Raw genomic sequence first — 12,093 nt, forward strand, 5'->3', positions numbered from 1 at the left:
GAGATTGTTGGCTGCGATCGACTATGACGTTGAACTGAGGCGCGCCGGGGCGCACGCGACCGTCGGCTGGCGCCGCGTGCTGTTTTTGGCGCAGCGGCATGTGCTGGGTGCAGCCGGGCTCGTCATCATGACCCTGTTCGTGTTCACCGCGATATTCGCCGACTTCATCGCGCGTTACGATCCGCTGACGATCGACGCCGCCAGGGCATTGGCGCGTCCAAGCCCGGCCCACTGGATGGGCACGGACGCATTCGGCCGCGATGTCTTCAGCCGCATCATTCATGGCGCGCGGATCTCGCTCGCCGTCGGCATCGGCTCGACGGCGCTCGGCGGCAGCATCGGAGTGATCGTCGGATTGACCTCCGGCTATCTCTCCGGCTGGGTCGATCTCGTATTCCAGCGTGTGTCCGACGTTCTCCAGGCGCTGCCGCTTCTGGTGCTCGCCCTGATCATGACCGCCGCGCTTGGGCCGTCCTTGCCGAACGTCATCATTGCGATCGCCATTCCGCTGATCCCGACCGTCTCGCGCGTCATCCGTGCCAACACGCTGGCGCTGCGCGAGCTGCCATTCATCGAGGCCGCCAAGTCGATCGGCATGAGCGAGGTACGCATCGCGCTTCGTCACGTGCTGCCGAACACGCTGGCGCCGCTGATCGTGCTTGCGACCGCCCAGCTCGGCTCGACCATCCTCACCGAAGCCTCGCTCTCTTTCCTCGGCCTCGGCATTCCCGAGCCTTACCCGTCGTGGGGCCGCATGCTCTCGGAATCCGCCGCCGAATATGTCCGCACGGCGCCCTGGCTGGTGATCTTCCCGGGCATCGCCATCAGCCTCGCGGTGTTCGGCGCCAATCTGTTCGGCGACGCCTTGCGCGACATCCTCGATCCCCGGCAGCGCGGCTGATGGCTGATAAATCCGATCTCGTGCTCGAGGTGAAGAACCTGAAGACGGTGTTCTTCACCAACTCCGGTCTCTTCCAGGCCGTTGACGATGTCTCCTTCACGGTGATGCGCGGCGAAACCCTGGCGATCGTCGGGGAATCCGGCTGTGGCAAGAGCGTCACTGCACTATCGCTGATGCGGCTGGTGCCGGATCCGCCCGGCCGCATTGTCGGCGGCTCCGTCATGCTTGAAGGCACTGATCTTCTGGCGCTGGACGAAACGGAGATGCGCGCCGTCAGAGGCAACCGCATCTCGATGATCTTCCAGGAGCCGATGACCTCGCTCAATCCGGTGATGCGAATCGGCGACCAGATCGTCGAGGCCGTGCGGCTGCACCGGAAGATGTCGAAGCGAGAGGCTCAGGATGTCGCAGTCGAGATGCTGCGCCTGGTGCGGATCCCCGAGCCGGCGCGGCGCGCGCGCGAATATCCGCACCAGCTCTCCGGCGGCATGCGCCAGCGCGCGATGATCGCGATGGCGCTGGCCTGCCGGCCGGCACTGCTGATCGCGGACGAGCCGACGACCGCACTCGACGTCACCATCCAGGCGCAGATCCTGGCGCTGATCCTGGACCTTCAGAAAGAACTCGGCACCGGCCTCGTGCTGATCACCCATGATCTCGGTGTCGTCGCGCAGACCGCGCAGCGCGTCATCGTGATGTATGCGGGACGGAAGGTCGAGGAAGCGAGCGTCGAGGCACTGTTCGCCGCGCCAAAGCATCCCTACACGCGCGGATTGATGGCATCGATCCCGACGGTGCCAGCGCCGGGCGTCGCCGCGCCGGCGCGGCTGAACGAAATTCCCGGCACGGTCCCGTCGCTGGTGCGGCTGCCAAAGGGTTGCGCCTTCGCGCCGCGCTGCAAGCTCGCGATCAAGCGCTGTGAAGCCGAATATCCGCCGCTCATCGATTGGGGCGGCGGCCATCTCGCCGCCTGCTGGCGCGCGGCCGAGATTGCGGAGGTCGCATGACCGAGGTGCTGCTCGAAGTCACCGATCTCAAGAAGCACTATCCGGTGCGCGCCGGCGTGTTGCGCCGACAAATCGGCACAGTGCATGCAGTCGACGGCGTCTCGTTTTCGGTTGAGGTGGGCGAGACGCTGGGCCTCGTCGGCGAATCCGGCTGCGGCAAGTCGACGGTGGCGCGCAGCGTGCTGCGGCTGGTCGAACCGACCTCAGGCCAGATCCGGCTCGAGGGCGAAGACATCACCCATCTCTCCAAGTCCGCGCTGCGGCCGCACCGCCGTTCGATGCAGATCGTATTCCAGGATCCGTTCGCCTCGCTCAACCCGCGCATGACCGCAGGCGACATCGTCGGCGAGCCGCTGTTCGTGCACGGGCTCGCGACCGGGAAAGCGCTGGAGGCGCGTACCGCAAACCTGTTCGAGCAGGTTGGCTTGCGGCCCGACCAGATGCGCAACTTCCCGCACCAATTCTCCGGCGGCCAGCGCCAGCGCATCTGCATCGCTCGCGCGCTGGCGCTCGGGCCCCGCCTGATCGTCTGCGACGAGCCGGTCTCCGCGCTCGACGTCTCGATCCAGGCGCAGGTGATCAACCTCCTGATCGATCTGCAACGGCAGCACGGTTTCTCCTATCTTTTCATCGCGCACGACCTCGCCGTGGTCGCCCATATCAGCCACCGCGTCGCCGTGATGTATCTCGGTCGCATCGTCGAGATTGCAGACAAAGACGAGCTATTCCGCAATCCGCGGCATCCCTACACACAGGCCCTGCTCGCCTCGGTGCCGGTCGCCAACCCGCTCGCCAAAAAGCTCGTGCCGCTGGTCGACGGCGACGTGCCAAGCCCGGTCAATCCGCCGCCGGGATGCGCGTTTCACACCCGCTGCCGGTTTGCGATGGAGCGATGCAGGATAGAGCGGCCGGTGTTGGTGGATGCCGGTGACGGGCACCGGGTGGCGTGCTTGCTCAACGAAGGGACGGGGCGACCAAATGCGATGCCGTAGGGTGGGCAAAGCGAAGCGTGCCCACCATTCAATCGCAATCGCCGCACGATGGTGGGCACGGCGCTGCGCGCCTTTGCCCACCGTACGATAGCTACACTTGCCGCTCTACCCAGCCCCGATCTCGGCGACAATCTTCCCCGTCGTCACCTGCTCGCCCTCGGCGACGTCGATCGCGGCGACGACGCCATCGATGCCGGCCTTGTGGACGTGCTCCATCTTCATCGCTTCCAACGTCAGCACCGGCTGACCGGCGGTGACGCGATCGCCCGGCTTGACCAGGACGGCAACGACGCGGCCGTTCATGGCGGCACGGACCTTGCCGTCGCCGCCGTTGCTTGCGGCCGCCTTTGGCGCGGCGAGCGTGAGATCGGCGGCAGCGACCGGGATCCCGCGGCGCTGGACGTACAGCCGGTCGCCGTCGCGCAGGAATTTCGCGCTGTCCGTCACGCCGTCATGGCGGAAGCGGATCACGTCGAAATCGAGCTGGTCGATCTCGAACTTGTCCTGCCGGCCGTCGCTGCCAACAATGTAGCTGCCATCGCGTTCGCGCCAGAGTTCGAGCTCATACCCATGGCCTGCGATCTCGATCTTCGCCGGTAGCGGGAACGTTGCCGCGAGGCTCCGTCCGCGGCGCCACGCCGGTGCCTGCGGGTTCGTGACGTAGAGCAGCAGGCCGGCCAAAGCGATATCGAATGCGGCGTCCGCGCGCGGCGCCAGCAACTCGTCGCGGTGCGCGCCAATGAACGCCGTGGTCGCCGCGCCTTTGGCGAAGCCGGAATGACGCAGGCATGCCATCAGGAAGGCCTGATTGGTGGTGACGCCGAAAGCGGTGAGCTGCTCCAGGCCGACGATCAGGCGCGCCCTCGCCTCCTCGCGTGTCGCGCCATGGCCGATGACCTTGGCGATCATGGAATCGTAGAACGGCGGAATCTCGGAGCCCGATTGCAGCGCGTGCTCGACGCGAATGCCGTCAGGCACCTGCCAGCGCGCCATGCGCCCGGACTGCGGCATGAAATCATGCGCGGCATCCTCGGAGCACAGCCGCACCTCGATGGCGTGGCCTGTGAAGTGAATGTCTTGCTGCTTGACCGACAACGGCTCGCCGCGCGCGACCCGCAGCTGCAGCTCGACGAGGTCGAGCCCGGTGATGGCCTCGGTCACGGGATGCTCGACCTGGAGGCGTGTGTTCATTTCCATGAAGTAGAATTCGCCGCTCGCGTCGAGCAGAAACTCCAGCGTGCCGGCGCCCTCGTAGCGTAGCGCCTTCACCGCGGCGACCGCGACCTCGCCCATCTTTCCGCGCAGTTCCGGCGTCACGGCGGGCGACGGTGCCTCCTCGATCAGCTTCTGGTGCCGCCGCTGCACCGAGCAGTCGCGCTCGCCAAGATGGATGGCATTGCCATGGCTGTCGCCGAACACCTGAATTTCGATGTGACGGGGATTCTGGATGGCGCGTTCGAGGATCACCGTCGGATCGCCAAACGCCGCCTTCGCCTCGGACCGCGCGCTCCGCAGTGCGTCGGGGAACGAATTGGCATCCGCCACGAGCCGCATCCCGCGCCCGCCGCCGCCGGCGACCGCCTTGATCATCACGGGGAAGCCGATCTTCTTGGCCTCCACGAGCATCACCTCGTCGCCCTGGTCTGCGCCCTGATAGCCGGGCACGACGGGGACGCCGGCCTTTTTCATGATCTCCTTGGCACCGGCCTTGTTACCCATCGCCTCGATCGCCTGCGGCGAGGGGCCGATGAAGACGAGGCCGGCATCCTTGCAGGCCTGCGCAAACTCCTCGTTCTCGGCGAGGAAGCCATAGCCGGGATGAACGGCATCCGCGCCGCTGGCCTTTGCGGCCGCAACGATCGCGGGAATGTTGAGATAGGACTGCGCCGGCAGCGGCTCGCCAATGCGTACGGCCTGATCGGCCTGTTGCACATGAAGCGCATTGCTATCCGCATCCGAATAGATCGCGACGACACCGAGCCCGAGCTTCCGCGCACTGCACATCACCCGCAACGCGATCTCGCCGCGATTGGCGATCAGGACCTTGAAGAACGGCCGGTGCTGCGTTGAACCGTTCCTCATGGGCGAGCCACCGAAAACTGCATGCGTTGGGGTGTGCGCGCGTCGCCCTCGCGGCAGATGGCGAGCACTTCCGACAGCACCGCGCGGGTGTCGCGCGGATCGATCACGCCGTCGTCGAGCACGCGCGCGCTGGTCGAGAACACGTCCATCTGGCCGTCGAACACGCCGATGATCTGCGCCTTCATCGCATCGAGCTTTTCTTTTTCGACCGGCTTGCCGCGGCGGGCTGCGGCGGCTTCGGTGACGATCGCCATGGTCTCGGCGGCCTGCTCACCGCCCATCACGGCGGTCTTGGCGTTGGGCCAGGAGAAGCAGAAGCGCGGATGGAAGCCGCGCCCGCACATGCCGTAATTGCCGGCGCCGAACGAAGCCCCGCAATAGATGGTGATCTGCGGCACCGTCGCCGACGTCACCGCCTGGATCATCTTGGAGCCGTGCTTGATCATGCCGGCTTCTTCGTAGGATTTGCCGACCATGTAGCCGGTGGTGTTGTTCAGATAGAGGAGTGGCGTGCGGGTCTGGCAGCAGGCCTGGATGAAATGCGTCGCCTTGTTGGCACCCGCCGGATCGAGCGGGCCGTTGTTGGTGACGATGCCGATCGCCTGGCCCTCGATGCGGGCATGGCCGCAGACGGTGGCCGCGCCGTAGTTCGGCGCCATCTCGGTAAAGTCGGAATCATCCACGATGCGCGCGATGACCTGCTTCATGTCCACGGAGCGCTTGTGGTCCATCGGCATGATGCCGAGCAGCTCGTCCGGGTCGTAGCGCGGCGGCTTGTATTGCGCGGCTCCCTTGTCCGGCCGCTCCCATTCCAGCGCCGCCATGATCTCGCGCGCGATGCGCAGGGCGTCGCGGTCGTCCTCGGCAAGATAATCGCCGAGACCGGAAACCTGCGTGTGCATCTCGGCGCCGCCAAGCTCCTCCTCGGTTGCAATCTCGCCGGTGGCGGCCTTTAGCAGCGGCGGCCCGGCGAGGAAGGCGCGGGTGCGGCCACGGACCATGACGATGTAATCCGACAGGCCGGTCTGATAGGCGCCGCCGGCGGTCGAAGAGCCATGCGTCACGGTGACGACGGGCAGCCCGGCCGCCGAAAGCCGCGCGAGGTTGCGAAAGATGTTGCCGCCACGGACAAAGTCTTCGACGCGGTAGCGCAGGAGATTGGCGCCTGCGCTCTCAACCAGCTGGACGTAGGGCAGCTTGTTCTCCAGCGCGAGCTCCTGCACCCGCAGCGTCTTGTCCAGGCCGTAAGGTTGAAGCGCGCCGGCATCGATGCCGGAATCGTTGGCGCTGACCATGCAGCGGATGCCCGAGACGAAGCCGATGCCGGCGATGACGCCGCCGCCGGGCACGCTTTTGTCCGGATCTGAGACGTCGAACATGTAGCCGGCGAGCGTGGACAGCTCGATGAAGGGCGCGCCGGGATCGAGCACCAGCGCGACGCGCTCGCGCGGCAACAGCTGGCCGCGCTTGTGGAAGCGATCCTTCGCCGCCGCCGACGCCGCACGCGTGCGCTCTTCCAGCGCGCGCATGCGGTCGATCAGGCCGAGCATGCCGTCGCGGTTGGCGCGATAGGCGGCACTGCCGGGGGAAATGGTGTTTTCGAGAATGGACATGATTATTTCCTACCCGTCATTGCGAGGAGCGAAGCGACGAAGCAATCCAGACTGCCTCAACAGAAAGATTCTGGATTGCTTCGCTTTGCTCGCAATGACGGCTGGGGCTACATTCAGCGATTCGTCCCAAAAATCTTCCGCGCTTCCGCCGGGCTCGCGATCTCGCGGCCGGCACGGCGGGCGCAGGCGGCGATGGCCTCGATCAGCTGGCCGTTCGACGTCACCTTCTTGCCGTCGGCGAGATAGAAGGCATCTTCGAGACCGGTACGCAGATGACCGCCGAGTTCGGCGCAGCGCTGGTGCAGCGGCCAGATCTCTTCGCGGCCGATCGCGGTGACCTGAAAATGCCCTTCGGGACGCTTCAGCTTGATCAGGATCGGCAACAGATCGGGATCCGACGGCATGCCGGAGGCGACGCCCATCACGAAATTATATTCGAGCGGGCCCTTGTACATGCCGACCTGGCGGTACATGCCGACGCAGCGGACGATACCGACGTCAAAACATTCGAATTCGGGGATGGTGCCGATCGCGTTCATGACGTCGAGGTAATCCTTCACCTTCTCGACCGCATTGTCGAACATCATCGGCGGCCAGGCCCAGCTGTTGTCGGCCTTCACCTTCAGATAGTTCAGCGACCCGGCATTGCAGGCGGCGATCTCCGGCCTGGTCTCGCGGATGCAATCCAGGGCACCGCTGTAGTTCGGCCCGGAGACGCCCGAGGTGTGGTTGATGATCACGCCGGGGCAGGCTTCGCGGATCGCCTGCTGGATCTCCTTGCTGACGCTGACCTCCCAGGACGGCAGATGCCCCTTGTCCGGTGCCTGCTGGCGCAGATGGATGTGCATGATGGACGCGCCGGCATCGAACGCAGCCTTGGCCTCGCGCGCCATCTGCTCGGGCGTCACAGGCACGTTGTGCTGCTTCGGGTCGGTGAGCACGCCGTTCAGCGCGCAGGTGATGACAGCCTTGTCGCTCATGCCTTGAATGTCTCGCACGTTGATAATTCAACGTTTGCGATCATGTGATGGGCGGCATGCGGCTTCTTGCGCGGAGAAGCTGGAAAACGAGATGCCGTAGGGTGGTTAGCCGAAGGCGTAACCCACCTCTTAAGCTTCCTCGGAGGCAGAATTGGTGGATTACGCCTTCGGCTAATCCACCATACGAAGCGATCAACTCGCCTCCGCCAGCCTCACCGTCTCGGTGCTGCGATAAATCGCAAGATCCCGCGAGCCGACGAAGATCGCGCGCGGCTTCAGGCCGTAGAAGCGGCGGATCGAGTGGCTGAAATGGGTGGAATCGGGATAGCCGATGTCCTGCGCGAGATGGGCGAGGTTGAGGTCCTGGTTGGCGAAGTGCAGCAGGTGACGCGCACGCTTCCAGGCGCGGAAGGAGCGGAACGAGATACCCGTCTCTTCCTTGAACAGATGCAGGAAACGCGAAGCGGAGAGTCCGGCGTCCGCCGCACAAGTGTCCGCCGTCACAGGTTCACCCGTGAAGCGGCCGATCCGGGCGACCGCGCGCGTCACACGGGGATCGAGCACGCGGCGCGGCAGCGCTTCGCCAAAACACATCTCGTCGAATTCGGCGGTGGTGATGTCGCCGTAGCGACGCTGGCGCAGCAGCGCGTAGGCGGCGAGGATCTTGCGGGCATAGACGGCCCTGTCGGGTCCGGTGAGCCGCTCGGCCAGGATCTCGATCACGCCATCGGGCATGCTCTCCGGCTCCAGCGTCACGCTGATCGCGGTGCGGTAGTCGCTGGCAATGGAATGCCGCTGGTTCGGCAAGGTAACGAACAGCTCGCCGGTGGCGAGGGCATCGTCGATCGTCAGATGCAGGCTGCCCTTGACCGCGACATAGACATGACAGCAGCCGGGCGTTCGCTTGCGGGGGCGGCCGAGCAGGCCGGCATAGAACACCCGCTCCGGCGTGATCAGCATCAAATGGTCGGATTCGCGACCGGTATCTTCCATTGGGATCCTCCTCGCGCGGCTCTTTGGCCGCTGCGGACGGAGGTCACCTTAGCGGAAATCTGGGCGCTGTCACGGCGGGATAGCGCTATCATGAAGCGCAAAACAGCGGCAGTCCGGGAGCGTGGTGGACGACCCGGAACTCGTGCCAACATCGTCGTCCTGGACAAGCGCAGCGGACCGGAGCGCCGATCCAGGACCCATTACTCCAGTGGGAAGTTGCAGCGCCAGGGCGACAACCGCGACTCGTCGCCAAACAAATCCTTGGGGTAATGGGTCCTGGCTTTCGCCAGGACGATAATTACGCCCTCACTCTTGCTGCCACGTTCTGCTCGACGCCGGCTTGTTGCTCCGCAGCAACCGCGCGCTTGAAGCCATCGCGTTGCTGCAAGCGCGCCCAATAGGCTGCGACATTTGGCCCAAAATCCTTGGCGAGCCCGATATTGTCCGCGAGGCGGAGCGCGTAGCCGATCACGATGTCGGCGGCAGTGAAGCGGCCCGCGCACAAGGCCTCGGTATTTGCGGTGGCTGCCTCGACCGCGCGCAGGCGGCCCAAGAACCACTTGGCATAGTCGCCGGCGACCTGCGGATTGCGGCGCTCTTCCGGCTCGAGCTGGGTGTATCGGAGCACCAGCGTCTGCGGGAAGGTTAACGTGGCGTCGCTGAAATACATCCAGTTCAGGAACGCGCCATAGGCGGGATCTTCGGGTCCGACCATCAGTGGCGTCGGTCCATGCCTGGTGCCGAGATAGTGGCAGATGCCGGAGGACTCGGTCATTTTCGTCTCGCCATCGACCATGAAGGGAATCGTGCCCAGCGGATTGAGCGCGAGGTATTCCTTGGCGAAGACCCGCGGCGGGAATGGCAGCATCTTCAATTCATAGGGCAGCCCCATCTCCTCCAGCATCCAGAGCGGACGGAACGAGCGCGCGGCGTCGCAATGATAGAGCGTGATCATCAGGAACTTCCTTTGCTGCCGGGCAGCGTGCCCATCATCTTGCACAGGACCATCAGCATGACCTCGTCGGCGCCACCGCCAATCGATGTCAGGCGACTATCGCGATAGGCGCGACTGACCGGCGTCTCGTTGGTAAAGCCCATTCCGCCCCAATATTGCAAGCAGGCGTCGGTGAGCTCGCGCCCGAGCCGGCCGGCCTTCAGCTTGGCCATGGTCGCCAGTTTCGTGACATCCTCGCCGGCGACCAGCTGCTCGGCGGCGCGATAGATCAGCGCGCGCAGCAGCTCGACCTCGGTCTGCATCTCCGCGAGCTTGAAGTGGACCACCTGGTTGTCGAGGATCGACTTCCCGAAGGCCTTGCGATTGCGGGTGTATTCGATGGTCTCGTTGATGATGTATTCGTGCGCCTTCAGGCAGGCCGCCGCACCCCAGAGCCGCTCCTCCTGGAATTGGATCATCTGGTAGGTAAAGCCCTTGCCCTCCTCGCCGATCCGGTTGCGCTTGGGCACGCGGACGTTGTCGAAGAAGATCTGCGCAGTGTCGGAGGAGCGCATGCCCAACTTGTCGAGCTTGCGCGCGACGGTGACGCCCTTGGTCTTCATGGGCACGCAGATCAGCGACTTGTTGCGGTGAACGGGTCCGTCGCCGGTATTGGCGAGCAGGCAGATCCAGTCGGCCTGGGTGCCGTTGGTAATCCACATCTTGCCGCCATCGATGACATAATCGTCGCCGTCCCCGCGCGCATTGGTCTTGATCGATGCGACATCGGAGCCTGCGCCGGGCTCGGAGACGCCGATACAGGCAACGTAATCGCCCGAGATCGAGGGCGCCAGAAACTCCCGCCGCACCTCGTCCGAGCCGAACCGCGCCAGCGCCGGCGTCGCCATGTCGGTCTGCACCCCGATCGCCATCGGCACACCGCCGCAATTGATGGCGCCGAGTTCCTCCGCCATCATCAGCGCGTAGGAGTAATCGAGGCCGGAGCCGCCGAATTCGACCGGCTTGTTCAGCCCGAGAAAGCCGAGGCTGCCCATCTTCCTGAACAGCTCGTGCGCCGGGAAGATGTCGGCTTTTTCCCATTCATCGACATGCGGATTGATCTCGTTGGCGATGAATTTTTGCAAGGAACGGCGGATCTCGTCGTGGTCGGCGGTGAACAGCATTGCTTTCCCTTTGTCATTCCGGGGCGCGCGAAGCGCGAACCCGGAATCCATTCTTCTGCGACATCTGCGGCTCGATGGATTCCGGGTTCGACGCTACGCGCCGCCCCGGAAAGACGGCGTCCTTCACAACCCCATCTGCCGCGACGCCAGATCCTTCATGATCTCTTCGGTGCCGCCGCCGATCGCGTTGACCTTGACCTCACGATAGATGCGCTCCGCCTTGATGCCGCGCATGAAGCCTGCGCCGCCAAAAATCTGCACGGCCTCCGAGGCGCAGAATGCCATGGTCTGGGTCGCCTGGTTTTTCATCATGCAGATTTCGGCGACCGGGCTGTCGCCCTGCTCCAGCCGCCAGGCCAGCATCTCAAGCATCGCTTGCGAAGCGGCGACCTTCTGCGCCATGTCGACGATCTTGTGGCGGATCACCTGGTGCTGCGCGAGCGGCTTGCCAAAGGTCTTGCGCTCCTTGGCGTAGGCGATCGCCTCGTCGAGGCAGACGCGCGCGAACGCGGTGCAGCCCGCCGCCATGCCCATGCGCTCGCTGTTGAAATTCCGCATGATGATCTTGAAGCCATGGCCTTCCTCGCCGATCAGGTTTTCCGCCGGTACGCGGCACTCGTCGAAATGCAGCGTCGCGGTGTCAGAGGCCCACCAACCCATCTTCTTCAGCTTTGTCCGCGACAGGCCGGGCGTATCCCCCTCGATCAGGAGCAGGCTGACGCCGCCGGCGCCCTCGCCGCCGGTGCGCACCGCAACGGTCAGATAGTCGGCACGCATACCCGAGGTGATGAAGGTCTTCTCGCCGCTCACGACGTAGTGATCGCCGTCGCGCCGCGCCTTAGTCCGAAGCCCGGCGACGTCGGAGCCGCCGCCCGGCTCGGTGATCGCGAGCGCTGAGATTTTCTCACCCGCGAGCACCTGAGGCAGCACGCGCGCCTTGACCTCGGGGCGCGCGGCCCGCGCGACCGGCGGCGAACCGATGGTATGGCTCATCAAGCTGGCGCTGATGCCGCCGGCGCCAGCCCGCGCCAGCTCCTGGCTGGCGAGGATCTTCATGAACTGGTCGGCGGCGATCCCACCATATTCCTCGGGGAAACCGAGTCCCAAGAGCCCGATCTCGGCCGCCTTGCGATAGAGCGCGCGCGGGAATTCGCCGGCCTCGTCCCACTCGTGGGCGAAGGGCGCAATCTCCTTGTCGACAAAGCGACGCATCACCTCGCGAAAGGCGTCATGCTCGACGGTATAGAACGGGCTCATCATCGCACTCTCGCCTCGCTGGCGGATTCGTCTCGTCCACCATGGCCGGAACCTTGGCGGCTCACTTGCGCGGAGTGGCTGGCCGGCGGCCGCTTCCGAGCAGCGCCCGCTCTAGCAACTCAACGCAAGACGATTTTCACCGCTCGCGCG

General features: G+C 65.0%; 10 protein-coding genes. 3 read left to right on the top strand and 7 right to left on the bottom strand.

What is annotated here, in order from left to right:
• Positions 1 to 7 precede the first annotated feature (7 nt).
• The 3 genes from ABIB90_RS03300 to ABIB90_RS03310 are packed head-to-tail and all read left to right on the top strand — an operon-like array spanning position 8 to position 2,900.
• A complete protein-coding gene (locus tag ABIB90_RS03300; protein ID WP_007598041.1) occupies positions 8 to 901 on the top strand; it encodes an ABC transporter permease in 894 nt (297 codons plus the stop codon).
• Positions 901 to 1,908 carry an ABC transporter ATP-binding protein gene (locus tag ABIB90_RS03305; RefSeq protein WP_354200183.1) on the top strand — a complete coding sequence of 336 codons (1,008 nt, stop codon included), beginning with the start codon at positions 901 to 903 and terminating at the stop codon, positions 1,906 to 1,908. The genes ABIB90_RS03300 and ABIB90_RS03305 overlap by 1 nt, the downstream gene beginning before the upstream one ends.
• Complete coding sequence (locus ABIB90_RS03310; protein WP_354200184.1) at positions 1,905 to 2,900, top strand: ABC transporter ATP-binding protein; 996 nt, start codon at positions 1,905 to 1,907, stop codon at positions 2,898 to 2,900. Before ABIB90_RS03305 ends, ABIB90_RS03310 begins: the two co-directional genes overlap by 4 nt.
• Before the next feature lie 105 nt (positions 2,901 to 3,005).
• Here the strand turns inward: ABIB90_RS03310 and ABIB90_RS03315 are convergent, their stop codons facing one another.
• From ABIB90_RS03315 to ABIB90_RS03345, 7 genes are all read right to left on the bottom strand, one after another.
• On the bottom strand, positions 3,006 to 4,982 hold the full coding sequence (locus ABIB90_RS03315) for an acetyl/propionyl/methylcrotonyl-CoA carboxylase subunit alpha (protein WP_354200185.1): 1,977 nt from the start codon (positions 4,980 to 4,982) through the stop codon (positions 3,006 to 3,008).
• Positions 4,979 to 6,595: an acyl-CoA carboxylase subunit beta gene (locus ABIB90_RS03320; RefSeq protein WP_354200186.1), complete on the bottom strand. Its 1,617-nt coding sequence runs from the start codon at positions 6,593 to 6,595 to the stop codon at positions 4,979 to 4,981. The genes ABIB90_RS03315 and ABIB90_RS03320 overlap by 4 nt, the downstream gene beginning before the upstream one ends.
• A gap of 113 nt (positions 6,596 to 6,708) precedes the next feature.
• Complete coding sequence (locus tag ABIB90_RS03325; protein WP_354200187.1) at positions 6,709 to 7,575, bottom strand: beta-keto acid cleavage family enzyme; 867 nt, start codon at positions 7,573 to 7,575, stop codon at positions 6,709 to 6,711.
• Positions 7,576 to 7,767: 192 nt separating this feature from the next.
• Entirely contained in the window at positions 7,768 to 8,568 is an 801-nt protein-coding gene (locus tag ABIB90_RS03330) for a helix-turn-helix domain-containing protein (protein WP_219679664.1), read from the bottom strand.
• Positions 8,569 to 8,866: 298 nt separating this feature from the next.
• Positions 8,867 to 9,523, bottom strand: a complete 657-nt coding sequence (locus tag ABIB90_RS03335) for a glutathione S-transferase family protein (RefSeq protein WP_007598049.1) — start codon at positions 9,521 to 9,523, stop codon at positions 8,867 to 8,869.
• Positions 9,523 to 10,686 (bottom strand): acyl-CoA dehydrogenase family protein, encoded by a 1,164-nt coding sequence (locus ABIB90_RS03340; protein ID WP_354200188.1) that lies wholly within the window; start codon positions 10,684 to 10,686, stop codon positions 9,523 to 9,525. Before ABIB90_RS03340 ends, ABIB90_RS03335 begins: the two co-directional genes overlap by 1 nt.
• Before the next feature lie 123 nt (positions 10,687 to 10,809).
• The gene (locus ABIB90_RS03345; RefSeq protein WP_354200189.1) at positions 10,810 to 11,946 is read right to left on the bottom strand and encodes an acyl-CoA dehydrogenase family protein; all 1,137 of its coding nucleotides are present in this window, start codon (positions 11,944 to 11,946) and stop codon (positions 10,810 to 10,812) included.
• Positions 11,947 to 12,093 lie beyond the last annotated feature (147 nt).

Origin of the sequence: Bradyrhizobium sp. JR4.1, from assembly GCF_040548605.1 — a bacterium.
Classification (GTDB): Bacteria; Pseudomonadota; Alphaproteobacteria; order Rhizobiales; family Xanthobacteraceae; genus Bradyrhizobium; species Bradyrhizobium canariense.